Annotated in this window: 19 protein-coding genes; 16 read left to right on the forward strand and 3 right to left on the reverse strand. The window is 63.4% G+C overall.

Annotated elements, in window-relative coordinates:
• Positions 1–64 precede the first annotated feature (64 nt).
• Positions 65–2656 carry a type VI secretion system ATPase TssH gene (gene tssH, locus CFI11_RS14685; protein ID WP_130407218.1) on the reverse strand — a complete coding sequence of 864 codons (2592 nt, stop codon included), beginning with the start codon at positions 2654–2656 and terminating at the stop codon, positions 65–67.
• A gap of 235 nt (positions 2657–2891) precedes the next feature.
• On the opposite strand from tssH, the gene CFI11_RS14690 reads away from it, so the two are divergent.
• From CFI11_RS14690 to CFI11_RS14755, 14 genes are all read left to right on the forward strand, one after another.
• Positions 2892–3932, forward strand: coding sequence for an ImpA family type VI secretion system protein (locus CFI11_RS14690; RefSeq protein ID WP_130407220.1), 1041 nt, complete (start codon positions 2892–2894; stop codon positions 3930–3932).
• 108 nt (positions 3933–4040) lie between these two features.
• On the forward strand, positions 4041–4556 hold the full coding sequence (gene tssB / locus CFI11_RS14695) for a type VI secretion system contractile sheath small subunit (RefSeq protein WP_130407222.1): 516 nt from the start codon (positions 4041–4043) through the stop codon (positions 4554–4556).
• Positions 4556–6034, forward strand: a complete 1479-nt coding sequence (gene tssC / locus CFI11_RS14700) for a type VI secretion system contractile sheath large subunit (protein ID WP_130407224.1) — start codon at positions 4556–4558, stop codon at positions 6032–6034. The genes tssB and tssC (CFI11_RS14700) overlap by 1 nt, the downstream gene beginning before the upstream one ends.
• Positions 6035–6037: 3 nt before the next feature.
• Complete coding sequence (gene tssC, locus CFI11_RS14705) at positions 6038–7447, forward strand: type VI secretion system contractile sheath large subunit (RefSeq protein ID WP_130407226.1); 1410 nt, start codon at positions 6038–6040, stop codon at positions 7445–7447.
• Positions 7444–8238: a type VI secretion system accessory protein TagJ gene (locus CFI11_RS14710; protein WP_130407228.1), complete on the forward strand. Its 795-nt coding sequence runs from the start codon at positions 7444–7446 to the stop codon at positions 8236–8238. The genes tssC (CFI11_RS14705) and CFI11_RS14710 overlap by 4 nt, the downstream gene beginning before the upstream one ends.
• A gap of 32 nt (positions 8239–8270) precedes the next feature.
• Positions 8271–8762, forward strand: a complete 492-nt coding sequence (gene tssE, locus CFI11_RS14715; RefSeq protein WP_165390271.1) for a type VI secretion system baseplate subunit TssE — start codon at positions 8271–8273, stop codon at positions 8760–8762.
• Positions 8755–10533, forward strand: coding sequence for a type VI secretion system baseplate subunit TssF (gene tssF / locus CFI11_RS14720; RefSeq protein ID WP_165390272.1), 1779 nt, complete (start codon positions 8755–8757; stop codon positions 10531–10533). Before tssE ends, tssF begins: the two co-directional genes overlap by 8 nt.
• Complete coding sequence (gene tssG, locus CFI11_RS14725; protein WP_130407234.1) at positions 10530–11534, forward strand: type VI secretion system baseplate subunit TssG; 1005 nt, start codon at positions 10530–10532, stop codon at positions 11532–11534. The genes tssF and tssG overlap by 4 nt, the downstream gene beginning before the upstream one ends.
• Before the next feature lie 37 nt (positions 11535–11571).
• Positions 11572–12786 (forward strand): type VI secretion system-associated FHA domain protein, encoded by a 1215-nt coding sequence (locus tag CFI11_RS14730; protein WP_130407237.1) that lies wholly within the window; start codon positions 11572–11574, stop codon positions 12784–12786.
• The gene (tssK, locus tag CFI11_RS14735; RefSeq protein ID WP_130407239.1) at positions 12783–14114 is read left to right on the forward strand and encodes a type VI secretion system baseplate subunit TssK; all 1332 of its coding nucleotides are present in this window, start codon (positions 12783–12785) and stop codon (positions 14112–14114) included. The genes CFI11_RS14730 and tssK overlap by 4 nt, the downstream gene beginning before the upstream one ends.
• A complete protein-coding gene (gene tssL / locus CFI11_RS14740; RefSeq protein ID WP_130407241.1) occupies positions 14111–15568 on the forward strand; it encodes a type VI secretion system protein TssL, long form in 1458 nt (485 codons plus the stop codon). The genes tssK and tssL overlap by 4 nt, the downstream gene beginning before the upstream one ends.
• Positions 15565–19020, forward strand: a complete 3456-nt coding sequence (tssM, locus tag CFI11_RS14745) for a type VI secretion system membrane subunit TssM (RefSeq protein ID WP_130407243.1) — start codon at positions 15565–15567, stop codon at positions 19018–19020. The genes tssL and tssM overlap by 4 nt, the downstream gene beginning before the upstream one ends.
• Before the next feature lie 24 nt (positions 19021–19044).
• Positions 19045–20382 (forward strand): type VI secretion system-associated protein TagF, encoded by a 1338-nt coding sequence (tagF, locus tag CFI11_RS14750; protein WP_165390273.1) that lies wholly within the window; start codon positions 19045–19047, stop codon positions 20380–20382.
• A 23-nt stretch (positions 20383–20405) separates the two neighbouring features.
• Entirely contained in the window at positions 20406–21512 is a 1107-nt protein-coding gene (locus tag CFI11_RS14755; protein ID WP_130407247.1) for a polysaccharide biosynthesis/export family protein, read from the forward strand.
• A gap of 45 nt (positions 21513–21557) precedes the next feature.
• Here the strand turns inward: CFI11_RS14755 and CFI11_RS14760 are convergent, their stop codons facing one another.
• Positions 21558–21797, reverse strand: coding sequence for an Lrp/AsnC family transcriptional regulator (locus tag CFI11_RS14760; protein WP_130407249.1), 240 nt, complete (start codon positions 21795–21797; stop codon positions 21558–21560).
• 211 nt (positions 21798–22008) lie between these two features.
• Here CFI11_RS14760 and hisB point away from each other — a divergent pair, with 211 nt between their 5' ends.
• Positions 22009–22596 carry an imidazoleglycerol-phosphate dehydratase HisB gene (gene hisB / locus CFI11_RS14765; RefSeq protein ID WP_130407251.1) on the forward strand — a complete coding sequence of 196 codons (588 nt, stop codon included), beginning with the start codon at positions 22009–22011 and terminating at the stop codon, positions 22594–22596.
• Between the two features lie 4 nt (positions 22597–22600).
• Complete coding sequence (gene hisH, locus CFI11_RS14770) at positions 22601–23239, forward strand: imidazole glycerol phosphate synthase subunit HisH (protein WP_130407253.1); 639 nt, start codon at positions 22601–22603, stop codon at positions 23237–23239.
• 78 nt (positions 23240–23317) lie between these two features.
• Here hisH and CFI11_RS14775 read toward each other — a convergent pair whose 3' ends face one another.
• The gene (locus tag CFI11_RS14775) at positions 23318–23893 is read right to left on the reverse strand and encodes a CGNR zinc finger domain-containing protein (protein WP_130407255.1); all 576 of its coding nucleotides are present in this window, start codon (positions 23891–23893) and stop codon (positions 23318–23320) included.
• Positions 23894–23914: the final 21 nt, after the last annotated feature.

Here is a 23914-nt window from a genome sequence, read left to right on the forward strand (position 1 = left end):
ACTCCTGGTAAGAAAGTCGTAAGATTTGGTGTTCGAAAAAGCACAACAGAATCACGGTGCTTTTTCAGCTTGCGAGGCGCCTCCTCTTGCCAACAGGGGCGACGGAAAACCCGTCTTCGTTGTCGACGCCAACCTCAACAGCGCGCGGCATCATACCGCTCGCCACTGAATCCAGAAAAAAGTCGGCCAGCCGCGGCAGCACGCTCCGCGCCAGCATCGTTTCGATAGCCCGTGCTCCGGTGTCCCCGGTTCGGGCGCGTTCCGCCAAAAGGTCCCGCGCGCTATCGGTGACCGTCATCTCTGCCTGATAGCTTTCCCGGACCCGCTCGCTGATCTTGGACAATTGAAGCTCCACGATCTGCGCCAGCGTTGCATCGTTCAGCGGCAGGTAAGGCACAATCGAGAGACGTCCCAGGAAGGCCGGTTTGAAGTCGCGGCTCAGATCGGCCTGCAGAAGATCCGGCAGTTCAGACGGCTCCGGCATGGTCTCGGGGTCTTCGGCAAGCGTGGCGAGCGTGTCGCTGCCAGTATTTGCCGTCATCAGGATCGTGGTGTTTCTAAAATCCACGTCCCGCCCCTCGCCATCCCGCAGCACGCCCTTGTCGAACACCTGATAAAAGATCTCCTGCACGCCGGGATGTGCCTTGTCGATTTCATCAAGCAAAAGAACGCTGTAGGGACGACGCCGCACCGCCTCGGTCAGCACCCCGCCCTCTCCATAGCCTACATATCCGGGGGGCGAGCCCATCAGCAGCGAGACTTTGTGCTCCTCCTTGAATTCGGACATGTTGATCACCGTCAGGCCTTGCGCCCCGCCGTAAAGCTCATCCGCCAAGGCCAGCGCCGTCTCGGTCTTGCCGATGCCGGACATGCCAACCAGCAGGAACACACCTTGCGGGCGGCGGGCGTCTTGCAGTCCGGCCTGGGCGATGCGCATCGCTTCGCAAATGCGATCAACGGCGGCATCCTGCCCCAACACCCGCGACTTGATCCGGTCGCCAAGGCTGCCGACAGCGGCGATCTGGCTTCGCATCAGTCGCCCGGTGGGTACGCCGGTCCAGCGCCCGATCACCGCCGCAACCGCTTCGGCATCAACGACCCGGTGCACCAGCGGCGCCTCCCCCCCGGCACGCGCCAGCTTTTTCTCAAGCGCGCCCAGACGTTGCAATGCGTCCTCTCCACCCTCACCGGCAACCTGATCCGCGGCGTCCGCCAGGGCCCGCTGCTCTGTCAGCTTGGCTGAAATTGCGGCGGCCTCTGCTTCCTCGGTCTGCAGCTTCCTGCGGAGATCCCTGAGATCTCGCGCCAATCCGGCACGCGGCGGCTCTGTTGCCAGCCGCTCGATTTCGACGCTCAGATCCCGGGCCTCGATCTCATGTCGGGCGAGATCGTCCGGGGTCACTTCGCGGCTGAGTTTGACCGCGGCCGCTGCCGTATCAATCACGCTGACCGCCTTGTCGGGCAATTGCCGCTCAGGCAGGTAGCGGGCGGACAATTCCACCGCAGCGCGCAGCGCGCTTTCGCGGATCGGCACGCCGTGATGTTCCTGAAACTTTGGTGCTACGGCGCGCAGCATGCGAATGGCCGTCTCGATCTCCGGTTCGGCAACCTTCACGGGATTGAAACGCCGCGTCAGCGCCGCGTCCTTTTCGAAATGCTTTTTGTATTCGCCCCATGTCGTGGCGGCGATGGTGCGCAACTCTCCCCGCGCCAGCGCTGGCTTGAGGATATTGGCGGCATCCCCCTGTCCGGCGGCCCCGCCCGCGCCGATCAGGCTGTGGGCTTCGTCGATAAAAAGAATGATCGGCGTTTCGGAGGCCCGAACCTGATCAAGCACCCCGCTGAGACGCCTTTCGAACTCGCCCTTCACACCAGCTCCGGCCTGCAACAGGTTGAGATCCAGCGCAAAAACAGAAACGTGCTTGAGAGGCGAAGGTGCATCGCCATCGGCGATCATGACTGCGAATGCCTCGACAACCGCGGTCTTACCGACCCCTGCTTCGCCCAGAAGGATCGGGTTGTTTTGTCGACGTCGCAGCAGGATATCGACCATCTGGCGCAGTTCGGTTTCCCGCCCGACGATCCGGTCGATGTGACCTGCGCGCGCTTCGGCCGTCAGGTCCGTGGCATAGGCCGACAGAAAGTCTTCGGCGCCCCCGGATGCCTGCGGAAGAGGTGTGGCGTTGTCTGAAGGAAGGCTTGCGGCCTTGGCCTGAACCGCCTCTTCGAGCGCGCCGAGGCTGAGGTTGAGAAGCGCTGGCGCGACGCGCCGAACCTGCGCCCGCAGGCCGGTGTCTGAAACGAGCGTCAGCAGCAAAAGCTCCACGCTCACCCGCGACTGTCCAAAGCGTAGGGAGGCCGCGGTCCATGCTTCGCGGGCCAAGTCGATCACGGCGGTCGACATCGACGGCGTACCACCGGCCTGACGCGGCAGGCTATCGACCGCGCGCACAGCTTCCGCGTGTGCCCGTGCGGGATCGGACCCTGCAGCTTCGATGGTCGAAGCCGCCTCTCCCGCACACAAAACGGCCAGCCAGTGCTCAAGCTCAACAGAGGCATGAGCATGCCGCACGGCAAGCGCTGCTGCTTGTTCGAGCGAGACCGCGACCTCTGGAGACAAGCGGGAAATCAAGACATGTAAATCGATGGCAGACATCTAATCCAGTCAGGTAAATTCGGCTGAGTAAGCGACAGTTCAAATCTTGTAAGAGAGGTCGATTCCAGACCTCCCTGTCCCTTTTATGTTTCAGCAGACGGCGGCTCGTTCAACCGCTCCGGACCGTCTGTTTCAGCCTCAGGTTGCTGTAACGTGGTCTTGCGAATCGAGCAGGAAAAAACTCCAAACATCTGATTTAAATTGATTTTTTGATCTCAAAAAACTGGGGGAACACATGTCGGAAGCGCCCGAACAGCAGGACGAAGCTCAATCTGTCGGCGACGACCCGCGCAAATCGCCGCAGGGTCTGGCGAAATACCGCGATCTGCGGGATGCGCGCTCGGCGGCGCGAGCGGAAGAGCGCCGACAGGACGGCGAAGATCCGAGCATTCGGAGCCTAAAAGCGCCGATGGACTGGTCTCGCGTACAGGAAATTGCACATCTCATATTGGCCGACATTGGCCAGGATATTGAGGTCGCTGTTTGGCTGATCGAGGCGGAAACGCGCATTTCGGGTCACTCCGGATTGGCCCGCACGATGGCTCGATTGACAGAAATGGTTTCACGTTATGGGCGAATGTTGCACCCCCAACCCGAAGACAATCTCGACGAGCCGTTCGATATGATCGCCGCCCTGAACGGGGTCGGGCGCGAGGGCGCTCTCATTCAGCCGTTGCGGCTGACGCCGCTCGTGCCGGGCCTCAGCTATGGCGAGGCGAGCCTGTGGCACGCGATGGCCACCGACAGCCAGGATGAAATGCGCACCATGCTGACAGAGCCCGGCATGGATGCCGTTGCCAAGAAGCTGGCCGAGATCGATGACGCGCGCAGCGCGGTCTATGCCTGTGACCGTGCCCTGACCGATCTGCTTGGGGCCGATGCGCCGCCCTTCGGGCAAATCGTCGATGTGCTGGATGAAAGCGAGCGGATGATCCAGAACCTCGCACCCGGCGTGCAGATGTCGATGGCAGCCGCGGAAGAGGCCGCGGAGGATCCTGACACGCCCCCGGACGCGGCGCCTACCCCCAAGGTCAAAACCGGTGAGATCGCCAGCCGCGAGGAGGCCTTTGAACAGCTCCTGAAAATCGCTGCTTTTTTCAGACGGACCGAGCCTCATTCGCCCATGGGCGACGCGCTGGAGACCATCGTCCGGCGCGGGCGCATGGATTTCATGGCGCTGATCGAAGAGCTGATCCCGGACCCGAATATCAGGCGGGCGATGATGACCACGGCTGGCATCGGCAACAAACCCGACAACGAAGGGAGCAATCATTGACCGCCCCATAGTCCGAAGGTGCGACCCGATTTGGATATCGCACACCGCGGGGCCGCATGACCTATCGCAGCAAAATCACTTTTTAAGGATCTGACCAAGGAGATGCAGATGGCCAGCATTCACGATAAACTGGATAACGTGCGCAAACCGCGCGTTCACATTAAGTACGAAGTCGAAACCGAAGGCGCCGCCGTTGAGAAGGAACTTCCCTTCGTTGTCGGCGTGCTAGGAGACTATTCAGGCGACCCCACCGAAGAGCTTGCCCCGTTTGGGGAGCGGAAATTCGTCCAGATCGACAAGGACAATTTCGATCAGGTGATGGCGCGCATGACACCGGGTCTGAACCTGCAGGTCGAAAATACGCTGAGCGAAGAAGACGAGATGATGAAGGTGAACCTGGCCTTTTCATCGCTGTCTGATTTTGAGCCTGCCCGGGTTGTCGACCAGGTTCCCGCACTCAAGACGCTGCTGGAGAACCGCAACCAGCTGCGAGACCTGCTCAGCAAGGCCGATCGCTCTGAAGAGCTGGAAACGCTTCTGGAAACGATGCTGCAGGACAATGAAGCGCTCAAGAAGATCATGGGTCAGCTGCAATCCGATACACCCGCAGAGGAGGCCAAATAATGGCGTCAAACGCACAACAAAGCACGGCCGTCGAGACGACCGGAGTAACCGAAGATCTGCTGAGCCAGGTGATCGGCGCAACCCGGCAGACCGAACCCGACCGGACCAAGGAATTGCTGCGCACCCTGACGGATGCGGCCCTCGACGGCACGGTCAGCTATTCGCGCAACCTGACCATCACGCTGACCAAGGCGATTGAGCAGATCGACGCAAAGATCTCTGAACAGCTCGCTGCGATCATGCAAGCAGAGGACTTCGCAAAGCTGGAGGGAAGCTGGAGGGGTCTTTGGCATCTGGTTCAGAACTCCAACACCTCTTCGAACCTGAAGATCCGGGTTCTGAACGCCTCGAAGAAAGAGATTGGTCGAGATCTCTCGAAGGCGGTGGAATTCGATCAGTCCCGTCTTTTCAAGTCGATCTACGAGGACGAATTCGGAACGCCCGGCGGCGAGCCGATGGGTGTTCTGATCGGTGATTTCGAATTCGACAACAGCTTTGAGGATGTCGAGTGCCTGCGCGATATCAGCCAGGTGTCGGCTGCGGCGTTCGCCCCTTTCATATCGGCGGCAAGCGCCAAGCTTTTCGGCTTTGACGATTTCACGGAGCTGTCGAAACCACGCGACCTGTCCAAGATCTTCGATGCCACCGAATATGCCAAATGGCGCGGCTTCCGCGAGACCGAGGAATCCCGCTTCGTCTCTCTGACGCTTCCCCGCGTGCTGGCCCGCACACCCTATGGTCCAAACACCAAGACCATTGACGAATTCGTCTACGATGAAGCGATCGCTTATGAAGGTGACCGTATCCCGCATGAAAACTACTGCTGGATGAATGCCGCCTATGTCATGGGCACCCGCCTGACCGAGGCGTTCAACCAGACAGGGTGGTGCACCGCAATCCGCGGGGCCGAGAATGGCGGCAAGGTGCAAGGGCTGCCGATGCATCTGTTCTCGACCGACCAGGGCGATACCGACATTAAGTGCCCCACTGAAATCGGCATCACCGACCGGCGCGACAGCGAATTGGGCGCGATGGGTTTTCTGCCGCTGTGTCACTACAAGAACACCGACTATGCCGTGTTCTTCGGTGCACAAACGGCGCACAAACCCGCAAAGTACGACCGCCCCGAAGCAACGGCCAATGCCGCGATCTCGGCACGTCTGCCCTATGTGATGGCCACGTCCCGCTTTGCCCACTACCTCAAGGTCATCGCGCGGGACAAAATCGGCTCCTTCATGGAGGCCGAGGATTGCGAGGAATGGCTGAACCGCTGGCTGAACAACTACGTGAACGCCAACGACAATGCCGGCCCCGACATGCGCGCGGTTTATCCCCTGCGCGATTCCAAGGTGAAGGTCGAGGAAGTGCCGGGCAAGCCCGGAAGCTACAACGCCGTCGCATGGCTCCAGCCCTGGCTGCAGATGGAGGAACTGACGACATCGCTCCGCATGGTCGCTCGGATCCCCGAGAAGGTCTAAGCCATGGACGCCCCGGTTCTGCATGCCGGGGCAGCGCCAAGCTACGATAGCGCAATCGGGCGCGGCGACGTGATCGCCGCGCGCATTGACCGTCTCATCGTGGCGATAGACGCTGCTTTGGCCGCGCAGGTGAACGCAATCCTGAACGCGCCCCGGTTTCGTGAGATGGAGGGCCGCTGGCACGCGCTTGCGCGCTTGCTCGATCAGATCGATTCCGAGCAGGTCACGCTGCGTTTGCTGGACGTCAACTGGCGGGTTCTGTCACGCGATCTCGAACGGGCGGTGGAGTTTGATCAAAGCCATCTCTACCGGCTGGTCTATGATGGCGAATTCGGGATGCCCGGGGGCCTTCCGTTCGGCCTGATTGTGGCGGATTACCATGTATCGGCGCGCACAGATCCAGAGCGCGGGGATCAGGTGGACACGTTGCAAAGCCTGGCGGGCGTCGCGGCCGCCGCGTTTTGCCCGGTTATTCTGGGCACGGCGCCCGATCTTCTTGGTGTGAACCGGTTCGACGAACTCCGCGCGACGTCGGATCTGGCGGAGTTGCGGCTTGGGCGGCATACCGAACGCGACCTGCGGCGCTGGACAACATTGCGACAGCGCGAAGACAGCCGGTTTCTTGGGATCGTGGCCCCCGATCTGGTCCTGCGATCTCCTTATCGCCGATACGACGCCGAGCGGGCGGATCAATTCACCTTTGACGAAGGGCCCGAAAATCCGCTTTTCGTGAACGCCGCCTTTGCCTTTGCCTCGACCGTCATTGCCACCTTTCAGGAGAGCGGTTGGTTTGCCGCGATCCGGGGCGCCTATCAGGACGAGGAAGGTGGCGGACGTGTGCCCGCTTTTGGCTCTTACGACTTCGAAACGGACGGTCATGGCATCTCTGCCCAGGCGCCGGTTCGCATCCGTTTTACCGCGGCCCAGGAAAACGCGCTGATCGAACGGGGTATCGTTCCGCTTTCGGCGCTCTTTCTCGAGCCTCAGGCCGTGTTCAACGCCAATCCTTCCGTGCATCAGCCTCCCACCTACGAAACGCCGGTGGCCAACGAGAACGCGCGGCTGGGTGCCATGCTGCAATATGTGCTCTGCACGTCACGCTTTGCCCATTACCTCAAGGTCATGATGCGGGACGAGATCGGTTCGGCCGCAGATCCCGCGACAATCGAATACCGCCTGAACAGCTGGTTGCGGGAATACTGCCTTGGCAACGACGACGCGGCTGCGTCCCTGAAGGCGCAATATCCCCTGCGCGACGCGGGTGTGACGGTCAATGCCGTGCCCGGAAAGCCCGGCTGCTATGCCGCGACCATCCGGCTGCAACCTCATTTCCAGCTCGATGATATCGCAACCACGTTCCACCTGATCTCAGAAGCGCCGCGGGCAGCAGATCTTGAAAAGGGTGTTTCATGACACAAACGACCACACTGACCGACCTCTTGTCGAACGACGATCTGGACCAGGCGCTGAGCCTGGCTGCTGGCCGCGTCAAGTATCAGCCGAAATCGACAGCGCGGCGGATGGAATTTGCCCAACTTCTGGTGCTCGGCGGCGAGCTGGAACGGGCGGATACGCAGGCGCGCCTTGCCCAGCAATTCGACCCGGCAAGCGCCCCGTCGCTGACGCCCTTTCGCCAGTATTTACGCGGCCTCGAAGCGCGGGAAAGATGGTGGTCCGAAGGCGCCCTGCCCGATTTCCCCCTAGGTGCGACACAAGCCGACAAGCTGGCCCTGGCACTGAACGTGGCCATCCGGACCGGCGCCACCGAGACCGAGGTGCGCCGCGCCGGTGCAGAGCTGGAGGCGGTACGGCTCGCCTGTCCCGTGGTCTGGAACTCGACCGAGCACGCGGATCTGCGGGACCTAGATGATCGCCTTCCGCACGCGCTTGAGGCGATTACCAGCGGTGGCCGCTATCTTTGGATTGATTTCACCAAGTTCAGCGAGGTGACTTTTGCGCCCGTCAGCGCGCCGCTCGATCTGACGCTGCGCTCAGCGCGGGTCAGCCTGAAAGACGGCTCCTCCGCCGATCTTCTGATCCCCGCAATCTACGACGCGCCGCGCATGCCGGCCGAACATCTGGCGCGCCAGACGGATTTCGAGGATCTGCCCGGCGGTCTGACCCGTGCTTTTGGACAACGGGCCTTCCTGGTCGAGGACGGCATGGCACCGATCCTTGAGGCAGAAACGTGGCTCTTTCGATGACTGGCCCTCCGCGCATATCCAAAGGGGGCTCAATGCGGCTGGCGCCATCACTGCTGGACCGGCTGATCGACCTCGAACCGGATCTCGAACGCGATCCAAACCCGGCATCCGCCGAGAGCTTTGACGGCATCCGCGCGGCCTTGCGGCGCGATCTGGAAATCCTGCTCAATACGCGCTGTACGCCGTCGTCACCGGCCAGCGCCTATCCCGAGCTTGCCGACAGCCTGCTCGCCTACGGCGTGGAGGATTTCTTTGCCGCCAGCCTGGCCTCTCCCATCCAGCGTGAGGATTTCGCACGGCGGCTTCAGGAGCGGATAGCACGGTTCGAGACCCGGCTTGAGGACGTTTCGGTGACGCTTGTCGCGGATGCGACGCCACACCAGCGCAAGCTGCGATTGCGCATCTCTGCACATTACCACGCGCGGCCCGGCCTGCCCCCGCTTGTCTTCGAGACCAGCCTCGATCCTGTCGCCGGGCGCTTTCTGGTGGCAGATATGCGGATGGCGGAGACCCGTCGTGGCTAACCGTTTTCTTGAATTCTACAATGCCGAACTCGGCGCGATCCGCGAACGCGCGGGCCGCTTTGCAACGGCGTATCCCAAGATTGCGGGGCGTCTGCGTCTGGCCAAGGACACCGCCGACGATCCCCATGTCGAGCGCCTGATCCAGAGTTTCGCCTACACCGCCGCCCGGGTCCGGCAAAAGATCGATGACAGCCTGCCGGAGCTGACCGACAGCCTGCTGGAGACGCTTTATCCTCACTATCTGGCCCCCATCCCGGCCTTATCGATTGTCAGCTTTGCCCCCGCGCCCGACCTCGACGCGATGCGGATTGTTCCGCGCGGCACGGATGTGACATCGGAGCCGATCGAAGGCGACACCGTACGGTTCACCACGACGCAAGACACCCAGGTGGCACCGATCAGGCTGACAGAGGTTCGCATGATGGCGCGCCCCTTCGAAGCGCCTCCGGCACCCACTGCGCGCGCGGGAAGTTGCCTGCGCCTCGCGATAACACCCAGTGCCGCGCCCCGCCTCAACGAACTTGGGCTGGACAAGCTGCGCCTTTATCTATCGGGACCGGCACAGGAGGCCACGGCACTCGCACGGCTGCTGTTTCAGCATTGCAAGGGCGTGACGCTGGCCGCTCACGCCGCGGACCCGGAGGCACGGCGTCTCGATCCATCCGTCCTGAGACCGGTAGGTTTCGAGCCGGACGCGGCGCTTTTCCCATATCCCGATGGAAGCTTCCAAGGGTATCGGATGCTTTCGGAATTCTCGGCCTTGCCGGAAAAGTTTCTGTTCTTCGACATCGCGCTTCCAGAGATTTCCCAGCGGGACCGGCTTGACCTCTATCTCTATTTCGACATCCCGCCAGACGATGCGGTCCGTTCGGTCGGACTGAATTCGGTGACGTTGTTTGCGACGCCTGTCGTAAACCTCTTTCGCGCGCGGGCAGAGCCGGTGGCGCTGGATGGCACCCGGTCGGCCTATCCTCTTGCCGCGGACGCGCGCCGTCCAAAAACCCGCCAGGTCCATTCGGTGCGACGTGTGACGCTGACCGATGACGACGGTGCGGTCGATCTTTGCCAGCCGTTCTTTCACCGACTGACGGATCACGCGACAAATGGTGTCTATTGGCATCTGCGGCGCCATTCCGGTGCGGATGGTGCGCCCGAAGGGTCAACCACGATCGCGTTCGTGGACGCCCGGCAATCCCCTGCCTCCCGCGCGGGAATGACCGCCAGTGTCGAGGTGCTGGCCACAAACGGGGCGCTGCCCCGTCGCCTGCCCTATGGCGGCGGGCAGCCGCGGCTGCGTATCGGGTCGAGCATCGATTTCGTAAGTTCGGTTTTCTGTCTCAGGGCCCCCACCCCTCCGCGCGCCACCAACGGCGCGGACAACCGGGCGTGGCGACTGATGTCGCATCTGTCGCTCAATCATTTATCCCTCAGCACCTCGGGTGCTGCGGCGCTGAAGGACATTCTGCGGCTCTATGCCACCAGCGAGAGCCCTGAAACGGGACAGATGATCGACGCCATTGACACGCTGCAAACGCAAACCGGGCTGGGGCGGGTCGGCGGCGTGACGGTGACAGGCACCGACGTGACCCTTGTCTTCGAAGACAGCCGGATTTCCCCCGGCCAGGCCGTGCTCTTTGCCTCCGTGCTTGACCGTTTCCTGGGCTGCTACACAAGTCTGAACACCTTCACCCGGCTCTCCGTCCGGATGAAGGACCGCTCTGATCTGCTCGCCCGTTTCCCGGCGCGGGCCGGAGAGGAGGCGCTGATATGAAAGACGCGGCACCCGGGCCAAATCTCTTCGACACCCTCGAACGCGACCCGCACAGGTTCGAGGCGCTGACCGCCCTTCGTCTTGCCGCCGCCGAGGCGGAGCGGCGCGGCGTGCCGCTTGATATCAAAAGCGCGCCGTCCACGGCGCTTGCATCCAGCGCGATCCGCGCGGTCAATGTCCGCGCCGACCGGATCGAGGTCGATTGCGCGCTTACCGGGCTGGTCGGCCCGCTGTCACCTCTGCCGCCCGCCTATACGGAACTGGCCGCCGCTGACACCAGGCGACGCGCCGGTGGGCTGTCGGGCTTTCTGGAGATTTTCTCGGATCGGATGGCACGGCTCTTCGAGGCCGCAGCCGCGAAATACAGCCTGCCTGCCTTGCTGCAATGGCAAAGGGATGATCGCAATCGCATTCTCACAGCCCTGAACGGGTTGATCGGCGCGGCGCCGCCGGGCTTGCAGAAGGCGCTTCCATTGCCGGCTCAAGCCACGTTGCGACATGCCGGGCTCTTGTCGCAACGGACGCGGTCCGCCGTTGGCCTGCGGACACTGGTAGAGGCCGAATTGGGACTGCCGGTGCGCGTGGTACAGTTCCAACACCGTTGGCGCATGCTGGACGAGGAAGATCAGACGCAGCTCGACGGATCGCGTGTCCTGGGCGTCGACAGTGTGGCCGGGGGCGCGGTGCCCAACCGGTCCGGTCAGGTGCGGCTGATCATCGGCCCGGTCCGCTATGCCGATTTCCTGACCCTTGAGGCCGGTCAGCCGCGCCTGATCGAATGCGCGAAACTGGTGCAATTCTACCTTGGCCCGGTCATCGAATTCGATCTGCAGATCGTGCTCGACAAACGCGACGTGCCCGAAACGCAGCTGGGGGGCAGCGGTCCTGCTGTGCGACTGGGCTGGAATGCCTGGGCGCGCACGGAACCCGCGGCGCGCGACAGCGACGAGGCGATCATAGACGGCGCGCTCGCGCAGTTGGAACGGAGGGTTGCCGCGTGACATCCCGGACACAAACCCGCCACCGCCGGAGAAGACAATGCAACTGACGTTGGAGCTTTTGACTGGCCCCAATGCGGGGGAGACACGCCTTGTCGGCAACGGGCGCAGCTTTGTCATCGGTACCTCGGCCGGGGCGACATGGCTTTTGCCCCTGACCGCGGAAGGGCGCGGGGATGTGCGGATCGAAGACGGTCATGACGGCCTGACCGTCAGACTGGAAAGCGGTGTTGCCTATCTGGACCAGCGCGGGCTCACCGAAGATGCCGCACGTCCGCTTCATCCGCAAAGCATCCTTCAGATCGCGGGTCACCAGCTGCGCGCCGGACGCACGCATGAACCCGCCAGCGAGGGCGTGACAGCGATCGGAACAGCGCCCACGATCAGCTCGATCCTCGCTGATGTCGCCCCTGGCGGGATTACGTCCGACGGCCTGGTTCAGGCACGCAGCGAAGAAAACTGGCTGGACACGCTCGCCTCGTCCGAGCCCGCGCGGCCGGAATGGGCATCGCTTGGCCGCTACCAGGGCGACGCCGAGGAGGCAGCGCCGCTTTCGGCACCGGCGGATACACCGTTCCTGCCATCCGACTGGGACGCGCCCGATGGCGCACCGTCGGATGCCGGAAATGAAATGACACAGGCCGAGGCGGTTGCCGCCGTTCTCAAGATCGGGCGCGAGAAGGATATGTTTCTCGATGAAGCCCCCTCGCCCCGCCCGGATGCGGCGGTTGCGGCTTTCCTGCGCGCATGCGGTCTTTTGCCCGACGAAATGCCCGGCCTCGGCGCGCGCCAGATGGAGGCATTCGGAGGCATGCTTCTCAGCCTGCTGGACGCGGTGTCGGAGATGGAGAACGCCCAGGCCAGGCTGAAGGCCGAGCTTGGGCTGGCGGATCCTCTGCAGCCCAGCGCCGCGCGGCAGCCCGCAGCACTCCTCATCTCCGCCGCGCAGGACCCCGACGCGGCGCTGGGTGCGCTCGAAGGGCGGTTGTCGGATCTGCGCGCCGCCCAAACCGCCCTTTTGGGTGGCGTGCGCAGCTTCGCATCCGAGGCGCGCGCGCAACTCGACCCCGACGCGGTGGAGGCGCATCGCGCGACCGAGGCCGGCGTGACCGGTCGCCTGGCGCCCGCGCGCGCGGCCTGGGACATCTATCGCCGCCGGTTCGAGGCAGACCCTGCACCCCTCTCCGATGCTGCGCTGGCCACCGCCATCCGCGCGCATCTGAATGAACGTCAAGACAAGGACCCGTACGAGTGAAAACCGATAACCGCGTGGCCTGGACCGAAGGCATGTTCCTCAGGGTCCAGCACTTTCAGCAAGCCGACCGCTGGACCGAACGGCTGGTGCGCGACCGTACCGAGCCGCTGGCCCCCTATCCCTGGGGACTGACCCAGATCGCCATCGACCGCGCAGCGCTTGGCGTGGGCCGCGTGGCACTATCTGCGATCCAGGGAATGATGCCCGACGGCACTCCCTTTTCGGCGCCTGGTCTTTGTGACCTGCCCGCGCCCGTACAGCTCACCGAAGGCTCCGGCGCGCAAACCGTCTACCTTGCCCTGCCGATGCGCCAGCCGGGACAGCCTGAATATGCAGGCGAGGCCGCCGCAGGCGCACGCCACAAGCGGGAAGACTATGAGGCAGAGGATGGCAATGCCGACACGGCCTTTTCCGCCCCGATCACAGTGGGCCGCCTGTCGCTTTCGCTCAAAACCGAACAGGATGAGCGTGAAGGCTTTGAATGTCTGCCGATCGCACGGGTGGCCGAAACCCGAGCGGATCTGTCGGTCATTCTCGAAGAGGACATGATCCCGCCGGTAATGACGCTCGGCGCATCGCCCCGTCTGACAGGCTATCTCACCGAACTTCTTGGCCTGCTGCGCCACCGCGCGACGGCCATCGCGCAGCGGATGGGCGACCCGTCGATCCGCGGTGCGGCAGAGGTCGGAGACTACATGATGCTGCAGGCGCTCAACCGCGCCACGCCGATGATCGCGCATCTTGAGTCACAGGCCGCGCAGCTCCACCCCGAGGCGATCTATCGCCAGCTCGTGGCGCTGGCCGGGGAGCTTGCGACCTTCACCGCCGACAACAGCCTCGCCCCCGATCTCGCGCCTTACCGTCACATGGAGCCCGAAGCGACCTTTGCCCCGGTCATGGACGAGTTGCGCCGGTCGCTGTCGGCGGTTCTGGATCAGTCCGCCACCCCCATCCCGCTGGAAGAGCGGCGCCACGGCGTCCGTGTCGGAATGATCGCCGATGCCGCCCTGCGCGCCAAGGCCAACATGGTGCTGGCCGCCCGTGCTGACATCCCGCAAGAGCAGTTGCGCCGCGCGCTGCCCAACCAGATCAAGATCGGCCCGGTCGAGCGGATCTCGGAACTGGTCAACGTGGCCCTGCCTGGCGTGCCCGTCCGCCCCCTGCCCGTGGCGCCCCGACAGCTTCCGTTCCGCGCCTCGACCGTCTATTTCGAACTCGATACCCAGGATGATTTGTGGCGCGCAACCAGCGAAAGCGGCGCCATCGCCATTCATCTCGCCTCGGAATTTCCGGGGCTTGAGATGGAATTGTGGGGAGTTCGGCAATGAGCAACGGATCGGCAGACCGTCAGGACGACGAAACCCCGCGCATCGTGCTGCCCACGCCTGGCGGCAAGCGGCGAGAGCCGCAGCCGGAGGCCGCCCCCGCCCCGCCACCGGAGCCCGCAGCGCCCGATCCGGCCCTGTCTGTTGCCGACATCCTGTCGGGTTTTCGCTTCGAGACCGGCGATCTTCCGGTCATGGTCGCCCAGGCCGCCCCCCTTCTGAACCTCGCCCACGCCCTGCGGCAGGCGCGCGAGGGCGCGTCGATGGGCGACTTGCGACGCGAACTGACAAAGGCCGCGCGGGATTACGAAAAGGCACTGGCCACGGCGGGCATCCTGCCCGACCAGGCGCGCGCGGCGCATTATGTTGTCTGTGCCACGCTCGACGACGTGATCCGCAACACGAGCTGGGGCGCCGAATGGTCGGTGGAGGGGCTGGTCTCGACCTTCCATCAGGACGTTCTGGGCGGCGAGAAGGTCTATGACCTGCTGTCGCATTTCCAGAAAACCCCGCGCGCCAACCGCGATCTTCTGCTCCTGATCTATCTCTGCCTCTCGCTGGGTTTCGAGGGTCGCGCCCGCGTCAGCCCGCGTGGTGCCACCGAACTGGCGCAGGTGCGCGAGAACCTTTACCGCACGCTGCGCACCGAGTTTGATATTGTCGAACGGGATCTCTCCCCGCTCTGGCAGGGCGAGGACGCGGTGATGAAGCCAATGCGGCGCGGGCTAATCTTCTGGCTGGTGACGGGTGCCGTGCTCCTTTTGCTGATCGTGCTCTTCGTGATCTTCACGCTGGCGCTCAATCGCTCTGCCGATGCAACACTCGCCCGTCTGGGCGCCCTTCCGCCGGGCGAAGCGCCCTCGCTCTTCGTTCCCGAACCGCCCGCGCCGCCCGAGCCGGTGGTCGAGCCCGAGCCGCCGGCAGAAGAGCCCAACGCCCCCGCCGCCCCGCCGGAACCGCCGGCCATCGAGATGTTCATCGCCTTCCTCCAGCCAGAGGTCGAGGAAGGGCTGGTGCGGCTTTACCGCGAAGAAAACGCTGTTCTTGTGCGGGTCGCCAATGCGGGCGCCTTCAACCCCGGCGGCGCACAGATCAACGCGGAGTTCGTCGATATCTTCGACCGGATCGGACAGGCCCTTGCGGCCGAGGATTTCGAGGTGACAGTGCTGGGCCATACCGACAATCTGCCGATCAGCTCTGCGCCCTATCCGTCGAATTTCCACCTCTCCACCGCCCGCGCCGCCGCCGTGCGGGACATCCTGCTGGGCTATGTGGAGCCACAACGGATCAGCATTCAGGGCGTGGCCGAAACCCAGCCCATCGCCACCAACGCAACACCCGAGGGGCGTGAAGCCAACCGCCGCACCGAGATTCTGGTCCGTGAGGTCGGGGACCGCGTGCCGCCGGAATTGCTGTCGCGCGGCGGCTTTGATCCTGCCACGGAGGATGCGCAATGAACCCGCTTGGCCTCTGGACTAATCTTCGCTCGCAGATCGACAGCTATGCCTCTGTCGTGGGCCCCCGCTTCATTGCGCTGATCTGGGTTGGCGCGATCTGCGCCATTATCTGGATCTTCGGACCCCGGCTGACATTGTTCGGCGATCAGCCCCTCGCCCCGGTGCCGCGCCGCCTGATCGCGATCGCCATCGTGCTGGGGATATGGGCGATCTGGTCGATTATCTCGTGGTGGCGGCAGCGCCGCGCCGGCAAAGCGCTTGAAGACGCCGTCGCCGAAAGCCCCGAGGACCGCGCCGCATCCGAGACCAAGGCCGAAATCGCCGAACTGCGCGACCGTCTGTCGGCGGCGATGAAGATGATGCGCAAGCTGACCAAGCGACCCTTCGGCTATGCGTATGAATATCCGTGGTATCTGATGATGGGCGCCCCTGGTGCGGGCAAGACGACGCTCCTGACCAAATCGGGTCTGCGTTTTCCCCTGGGCGATGCGCTCAGGGCCGAGCCGGTGCAGGGCGTGGGCGGAACGCGCAACTGCAACTGGTGGTTCGCCGACCGTGCCATCCTGATCGACACCGCCGGACGCTACACCACGCAGGATACCGGGCAGGAACGCGACAGCGCGGGTTTCCTGGGCTTTCTGTCGATGCTGCGCCGCAAGCGCCGGGCGCAACCGATCAACGGCGTTCTGCTGACCCTGTCGCTGACCGATCTTCTCACCCAGCCGCCCGAGGACCGCCTGCGCGAGATCCGCGCCATCCGCCAACGCCTGTCGGAGATCGAAGAAACGCTGGGCGCCCGCATTCCCGTCTACATGGTACTGACCAAAGCGGACAAGCTGACCGGGTTCGGCCGCTTTTTCGACAGCCTGGGCGCGCAGGCGCGCAAACAGGTCTGGGGCATCACCTTTCCTTACGACGAGGCGCAGGAGCCCGGGCGCACGCCCGACATCTTCTCCCGCGAGTATCAGGCGCTTCTGGTGCGGCTGAACGCAATGTTGGTCGAACGGCTGCAACAGGAAACCGATATCGACCAGCGCGGACGCATCTTCCGCTTTCCCGCCCAGGTCAGCGCGCTTCACGATGCGTTGCGTGAGATCGTCGAAGAGCTGTCCTCCGGCAGCGCCAATGTGGCCGAACCGCTTTTAAGGGGCATCTACTTTGCCTCTGCGACCCAGGACGAGGCCGCAAATGTCGCCCCGCGCGGTGTGCCGCAGGCCGCCAGCGCGATGAACCGCACCTATTTCGTCGAGCGGCTTTTTACCGAGGTGATCTTGGGCGAAGCGGCCTTGATCTCCCGCGACAGCCGTGTATCGCGCCGGCAGAAGATCGCAACCGGGCTTGGCTATGGCTTTGCCGCCTGCGCGGCGATCTTTTTGGCGACCTCGTGGACCGCCGGGTTTGCTCATAACAGGCAGGCTTTGAACCAGATCGACGGGCAGCTTGCGAGCTATGAACAGCGTGCCCAGAACATCCCGATCCGGGAGATCGAAGATACCGATTTCCTGCGCGTTCTTCCGGCGCTGGAAACGCTCGCCCGGACGCCTGCGGCCTTTGAAGAGGCAGGCGCCGGTCCGGTGCCGCTTCACCGTGTGGCCTTCGGCATGGACCGGTCGAACCGGATCGAGAATGCGCATGCGGGTACCTATGCCGAAGCTCTGGGCGCCTATCTTCTGCCGCGCTACCTAGTGGCGCTGCAAAACCGCCTCAAGGACCCGGAGATCGAACAGGCGGAGGCGTTTGAAACGCTCAAGCACTATCTGTCCCTTGCAGGCCTTGGCCCCATCGACCGCGACGGACTTCTGGCGCAGGCAGAGCGGATCTTTCTGGGCCTCTACCCGGACGAAGGCCGCGCGCCCACGCGTGAGACGCTGATGGGCCATATGGAGGCGATGCTCGACAAGGGACGCCTGCCCATCCTTGCAATCGACGAGCAGCTCGTGGCGGAAACCCGTGAAACCATCGCCGACCGGGGTCCGGCGTTGCGGGTGCTGGACCTGCTGGCAGACCGGCCCGCCGCGCGCGCCCTGCCCGACTGGAGCGTCACCGCTGCCATCGGCCCCAGCGCACGCGCCGCCTTTGGCGTCGAGGCGCGGGCAATCGACGGGCTTTTGACCCGCGAAGGATACTACAGCGTGGTTCTGCCCCAGATCGGCCCCCTCTCCGAAGTGGCCGCCGGCGAGGGCTGGGTGCGCGGACCGGGCGGCCAGATCAGCGCCACGCCCAGCGAAATCTCGGTCGATGCAGTTGAGCTTTACTGGCAACAATTCGCGGCGGCCTGGCGCGGGGCGGTTTCGGATATCTCGATTGCGCAGGCCGGAACGCTGAGCGAAGCGGCCGACCTCGTCAGTCTTGTGAGTGCCGAGGCCGATCCGATCGGTCGGCTGGCCGCCTCCATCGCCGAGCAAAGCGATCTCGTCTCGCCACCCGGCGGCGGATTGGTGATGAATGCCGCGTCGCTGCCCTTCGATCTGCTGGCCGCGCCCGATCCCTATGCGCCGCTGCGTCGGGCCTTGAGCCCGCAGGGAGAGGACGATGGTCCGCTGGCCGCCCTGACCCCGATCCTTGACGCGGTCTATACCGAGATCACGCGTCTCGACACGCGCGATCCTTCGGCAGCCGAGGCGCTTGCCTCGGAGACCGCGCTTTCGGACGCAGCACAGGCGCTGGTGGCCGAAGGCCGTCAGATGCCGCAACCGGTCGATGGCTGGGTTGTCAGCCTGGCGGCCCGTGTGACCGACGCCGCCGTCGGTCAGGCGCGGGCCGAAGCCAACCGTCTCTGGCAGGCGCAAGGCGCAGGTCAGTGTCGCCGGTCGGTCGAAGGGCGCTATCCCTTCTTCCGCGCCTCAAGCACCGATGTCACCCTGACCGACTTTACCCAGACCTTCGGACCCTCCGGCCTGTTCGCATCCTTTTTCTCGGAACATCTGGCGGACTTCGTGGATACGACACGCGATCCCTGGCGGTGGCGCGGCGGGCTGGGGCTGGAGGATGCCGATACCACCGCGCTGGCGCAGTTCCAGCGGGCCGATGCCATTCGGAGAGCGTTCTTCCCCGCAGGCTCGGAAACGCCGCGTGTCGAGATCGCTCTCGACCTGATCGAGCTCGATCCGGAGGCGAATGTGGTTCTTGTCGAGATCGGATCGGCCCGAACCGCCCATCGCCGGGAGCTTGCATCCGACGAGGGTCTCTCCTGGCCCCCGGAAGGCGGGGTCGAACGCGCCAGGATCATGCTGCTGCCCGGCGGTCGGGCCAGCGCTTTGTCGGTCAGCGGTCCCTGGGCCCCGTACCGGCTGTTCGAACGCGCGCGTGTGGAACCCGTCTCGGACAACCAATTCAACGCATTTTTCACCGTTGACGGGCGAGCGGTTGCCCTGCGTGTGACGTCCGGCAGCGTGAACAACCCCTTCCGACTAGAGGCTCTGACAGCCTTCCGTTGCCCCGAGCAGTTCTGAGCCATGGATGGTGGAGGCAAAAGGATGAAGACCGACATCTGGCGCGGCTATTTCGGCAAGATGCCGCAGCGCGGGGATTTCGTGGCACGCGGTCTGCCCCGCAATGTCGAGAACACGCTCGATCAATGGCTGCGTGGCGCGATGCGAGCCAGTCAGTCCGCGCTTGGCACCGGATGGCTCGATGCGTTTCTGGTAGCTCCGGTCTGGCGGCTGGCCTTGCCGCCGGGGATCGCGGGGCCTCACACCGTGATCGGCGTGATGATGCCAAGCGTGGACCGGATCGGTCGCTATTTTCCGTTCATCATCGCCGCGGCCCTACCGCCCAAGGGGCCTGAACTGATCGACATCGCGAGGTTCAGGGACTTCTTCGACGCCGCGGAAGACCTCGCTCTGTCTACCTTGGGGGCCAGCCGGGTGAACCTGCCTGAATTCGACGAGCGCATTGATGCCCTGCCCCTTCCGGACTGGCCCTTGCCGCCCGAAGACGCGCCGCGCATCAATGGCCCGACCCTGTGGTGGACCGCGGATGGCCAGGCGGGCGACACGGAGATCACGGGCCTTCCCGCACCTGAGCATTTCCATGCCGTGTTCATGCAGGCATCTGCCAAAGCGGCGCCCCCCGCAGAGAAGGAAACCCCGCCGCCTGTTCCTGCCCCAACGCCCGCGCCGGAGCGTCCGAGGATGCTGGCGATCGACTATGCAGAGGCGTCATTGAAAGGCACCCGAAATGCCGTTCTGGGCACCCAGACGGCGGTGAACGCGGATTGCCAGGTCTTTAGCCTGATCAGTGGCATCGGCGATGTGCCCGGAATCGGCGCCGCGATCCGTGATGTGGTGCCGCTGCTGCAGGATATATCCAGCCCCTTTTCGATGAACGACCTTCTGGCCGATGCAAAAGGGCGGCTTGGCACGATGAACACGATGTTGCAGGTTCGCGGATCGGTCGGCGGGCATGCCTTTGCCGCATCCACGGTGGTCCTGCTGGTTCAAGCGCAACGCTATGCCATTCTCTGGGCCGGTGACGCGCAGGCCTTTCTGCTGCGGCAAGGGGAGTTGACGCGTCTCACCCGACCGCATGTCGACCCCGCTTTGCGCAACATGGTGACCCGGGCCGTGGGGGCCGCGATCAATCTTTCGCCGGACAGCGCGATCGGACGGGCCGAACCCGGAGACCGATTTATCCTTGTTTCGCCCGGACTTCTGAACGCAATCGGCATGCATGAGATGGGCCATGCGCTGAATTCCGCCGATCAACCCGCGTCGGTTGTGACCCAACTGACTCAGGACGCGCTAATCGCCGGCGCGCCGGTTGACGCATCGGCGCTGGCAGTCTTCTTGTCAGAGCAGACGCGCCAACCATAGAACGCTGGACAGGTGGATATCAGATGATACTTCGAGCTTTCGCGCTCGTGGCCGTAATCGGCCTCGGCGCATGCACGCCGTCGGACGGACCGACATCCTCTCGCATCCAGTCGGATGCACGCGCCGACAACGTTCCGATCCTGCAGCTTCAACCAAGCGTGTTGCAAGCGCTGGGCAAACCGGCGCCGAATGCGGGACTGTCGCATTTCATGGCCCGCCCCTATACGCCCGGAACCATCAAACCGGGAGACATCGTGAGTGTCCGGATCTTCCAGACCAGCGAAGATGGCGTGTTCTCGGTCGCTGACAGCAATGTTCTCGATCTTGGCGATTTCGCCGTGCAGCCGGGCGGCTCGGTCTCTGTGCCCTTTGTCGGGAACATCCGCGTGGCCGGGTCAAGCGTGGTCTCGGCCCAGAGGGTGATCACGGACCGCCTGCGCGAAACCGCGATCGATCCACAGGCGACGGTCAGCATCTCGCTCAGCGCAAGCGACAACTACACCGTTCAAGGCAGCGTGGCACAGGGTGGCACTTATCCTTTGACGCCACGGGGCGAACGGATACTCGATGCGGTGGCTGCGGGTGGCGGCTCTGCCGGCAAGCCAGAAAATACCATTGTGAGCCTGATCCGCGGTGGCAATACCGGTCGCCAAAGCCTTGATCGGATCATCGCCGACCCAGGCCAGAACGTGCCTTTGCAACCCGGCGATATCGTTGTTGTCGGTGGCGGCGATGCCACGTTCATAGCTGATGGCGCTGTGGGCAGCGCGGGTGAGTTCAACTTTGTCGAAGGTCAGTTCAGCCTTGCGCAGGCCATCGCCCGCGCGGGCGGTCTGCAGGATTCCCGCGCCAATGCGCGCGCCGTCTATCTTTTCCGCCGCCAGCCGCCCGGGGAAAGCTTTCTGCTGCGCCGTGCAAATGGCGAGACCGACCGGATCTTTGGCGACGTGATCTTTCGCGCAGATTACAAGGATCCGACAGATCGTCTGAATGCGCGGGAGTTCCAGCTTCGCAACGGGGACGTTCTTTTCGTCGGCAACGCACCGCTGGCGAATTTCGCGAAGTTCTTCCAGATCTTCGAACGTCCCCCGGAAGTCCCGGCCCCGCCAAGCCTAGAAAGCCCGTTCTAGGAGTGTTCCGACAAAAATCAGCTGACCTCGGGTAGATCCCTGAGGTCAGAAGACCTTGAACGTCATCGTTGTCAGCGATCTTTCGATATCCGGTATAACGAGGAGGTGGTCGTTGATGTATTTGCCCACATCCTCGTTCTTCGGAATGTAGAGTTTCATCAGCAGATCGTAGTCCCCGCTGGTGGAGTAGAGTTCCGAGTGGATCTCGAGCAACGCGATCTGCTCGGCCACCTTGTAGGTCGTGCCGGGTTTGCATCGGATCTGGATGAAGACACAGATTGTCATAAGAACCCTCCGGAGAATGAAGCCAAGCTGTCACGGGCCAAAGGCAGGTGCAATCCCAGATCGACGCCGCGCGACGCAAGCGCCGTGGCGCCACAGCAGACGCGCGCGAAAAAGCACAGCTTGACCAAGGGTTTGCCGCAGAAATCTGAAAGCGCTTGGACTAGCGGCGCCCCGCGCCTATAAGCGCGGTGCTCTTTGAAGGAAGCCGGCCATGCGCACAAGCACGATCACCCGCAAAACCGCCGAGACCGACATCACTGTCGAGCTGCAGCTCGACGGCACCGGGACATATGACAACCAGACCGGGATCGGTTTTTTCGATCACATGCTGGATCAGCTTGCGCGCCATTCCCTGTTCGACCTGACCGTCCGCGCACAGGGGGACCTGCATATCGATGACCATCACACAGTCGAGGATACCGGCATCGCGCTGGGACAAGCACTGGCTCAGGCATTGGGCGACAAGCGTGGCATCCGGCGATACGGCGCGTGTCTCCTGCCGATGGATGACGCGCTGGTCCGCGCGGCACTGGATCTTTCGGCCCGACCGTTCCTGATCTGGAACGTAACCTTGCCGACACCGAAGATCGGAACCTTCGACACCGAACTTGTGCGCGAGTTTTTTCAGGCGCTCAGCACCCATGGCGGCATCACGCTTCATATTGATCAGATACACGGGGTGAACAGTCACCATATCGCCGAAGCGACGTTCAAAGCCGTGGCGCGCGCGTTGCGCGACGCAGCAGAGCCTGATCCCCGCAAGGGCGATGCGATCCCGTCAACGAAGGGCGCGCTTTAAACCCATGCTGACCGCGATTATCGACTATGAAAGCGGAAATCTTCATTCCGCTGAAAAGGCGTTTCAACGCATGGCAGGCGAAGTGGAGGCCGGCGAGGTTGTGGTGACCTCGGAGGCGGACGTCGTCGCGCGCGCGGACCGCGTGGTGCTGCCCGGCGACGGCGCCTTTCCGGCCTGCGCGGCAGCCCTGCGGGGGCGCAGCGGTCTCTACGACGCCCTGCGCCACGCGGTGGAAGACAAGGGGCGCCCCTTTCTGGGGATCTGCGTTGGCATGCAATTGATGGCCCGCATCGGACGGGAATATCAGGACACCGACGGTTTGAACTGGATCGGCGGGGAGGTCGTGCGGATCAACCCCAGCGATGCCGCGCTCAAAGTGCCGCATATGGGCTGGAACGATCTGGACATCAACGCAAATCATCCTGTGTTCGACGGCGTCCAGAGCGGTGATCACGCCTATTTCGTACACTCCTACCACATGCACGTCTCAGACCCTTCCGACCGGCTGGCCCATGTCGAATATGGCGGAGAGGTCACGGCAGTTATCGGTCGGGACACGATGATCGGCATGCAGTTTCACCCTGAAAAGAGCCAGGCAACCGGATTGCGGCTGATCGCGAATTTCCTGCGCTGGACCCCATAGCTGCGGGCCCGTTCCACCCCGTAAACCTCTGCAAGGACCCGCTTGTGAGCGCGAGCAGGAAAAGGCACGACTGCCCCGCTAGTCCTGCCTCAGGGTCGAGGAGTCACCGCGCGATGTAAGACCGCTTTGATCTCTCACCGCTTTGGATCGGGCGTAGTGGCGCGCGGCTTTTGCCCGATTGCCGCATGTCTGCATGCTGCACCATGTTCGACGTGCATTCTTTGTCTCGTCGATAAAAAGCCATCCGCATCTTTCCCCGGGGCATATTTTCAGCCTGCGCCACTCTCGGTCATCCATCAGGATGGACAGAGCAGACACCGCCAACAACGGGATAAGCGGCTGGTTTGCACCGCCTTTCGGGTGGCGAAAATCGTCCGCGATCCGGATGTCCCGCACCGCATTCAGAACCGTTGCATCACCCTGCCCCAACAGAAGGTCACGCATCTCGGCCCGGAAGGCCAACAGCGTGTCGACATCGCATGCAACCGGTCGCACCGGGATCTCAAGCGCCTTTAGCCAGGCCTCAAGATCGGCGGTTGTCGCGATCTTTTCGTGGCAAACTTGCCCATCCGACGTCCAATCGGCCGTATTGACGAAATCAAGCGCAAGTCGTCCGCCAACCAGCTTGATGGGGTGTCCGGTGGAGTAGGTCATTCCTCATTCTAACCACTATAA

Source organism: Thalassococcus sp. S3 (assembly GCF_004216475.1).
GTDB lineage: Bacteria > Pseudomonadota > Alphaproteobacteria > Rhodobacterales > Rhodobacteraceae.

Bases quoted from the DNA above. Each gene is read 5' to 3' on its own strand.
- tssE (WP_165390271.1), top strand. From the start codon at position 8,271: ATGCGGCTGGCGCCATCACTGCTGGACCGGCTGATCGACCTCGAACCG.
- CFI11_RS14690 (WP_130407220.1), top strand. From the start codon at position 2,892: ATGTCGGAAGCGCCCGAACAGCAGGACGAAGCTCAATCTGTCGGCGAC.
- tssG (WP_130407234.1), top strand. From the start codon at position 10,530: ATGAAAGACGCGGCACCCGGGCCAAATCTCTTCGACACCCTCGAACGC.
- tssC (WP_130407226.1), top strand. From the start codon at position 6,038: ATGGACGCCCCGGTTCTGCATGCCGGGGCAGCGCCAAGCTACGATAGC.
- CFI11_RS14755 (WP_130407247.1), top strand. From the start codon at position 20,406: ATGATACTTCGAGCTTTCGCGCTCGTGGCCGTAATCGGCCTCGGCGCA.
- CFI11_RS14760 (WP_130407249.1), bottom strand. From the start codon at position 21,797: ATGACAATCTGTGTCTTCATCCAGATCCGATGCAAACCCGGCACGACC.
- tssL (WP_130407241.1), top strand. From the start codon at position 14,111: ATGAGCAACGGATCGGCAGACCGTCAGGACGACGAAACCCCGCGCATC.
- hisB (WP_130407251.1), top strand. From the start codon at position 22,009: ATGCGCACAAGCACGATCACCCGCAAAACCGCCGAGACCGACATCACT.
- CFI11_RS14730 (WP_130407237.1), top strand. From the start codon at position 11,572: ATGCAACTGACGTTGGAGCTTTTGACTGGCCCCAATGCGGGGGAGACA.
- tssM (WP_130407243.1), top strand. From the start codon at position 15,565: ATGAACCCGCTTGGCCTCTGGACTAATCTTCGCTCGCAGATCGACAGC.
- hisH (WP_130407253.1), top strand. From the start codon at position 22,601: ATGCTGACCGCGATTATCGACTATGAAAGCGGAAATCTTCATTCCGCT.
- tssC (WP_130407224.1), top strand. From the start codon at position 4,556: ATGGCGTCAAACGCACAACAAAGCACGGCCGTCGAGACGACCGGAGTA.
- tssB (WP_130407222.1), top strand. From the start codon at position 4,041: ATGGCCAGCATTCACGATAAACTGGATAACGTGCGCAAACCGCGCGTT.
- tagF (WP_165390273.1), top strand. From the start codon at position 19,045: ATGAAGACCGACATCTGGCGCGGCTATTTCGGCAAGATGCCGCAGCGC.
- tssH (WP_130407218.1), bottom strand. From the start codon at position 2,656: ATGTCTGCCATCGATTTACATGTCTTGATTTCCCGCTTGTCTCCAGAG.
- CFI11_RS14775 (WP_130407255.1), bottom strand. From the start codon at position 23,893: ATGACCTACTCCACCGGACACCCCATCAAGCTGGTTGGCGGACGACTT.
- CFI11_RS14710 (WP_130407228.1), top strand. From the start codon at position 7,444: ATGACACAAACGACCACACTGACCGACCTCTTGTCGAACGACGATCTG.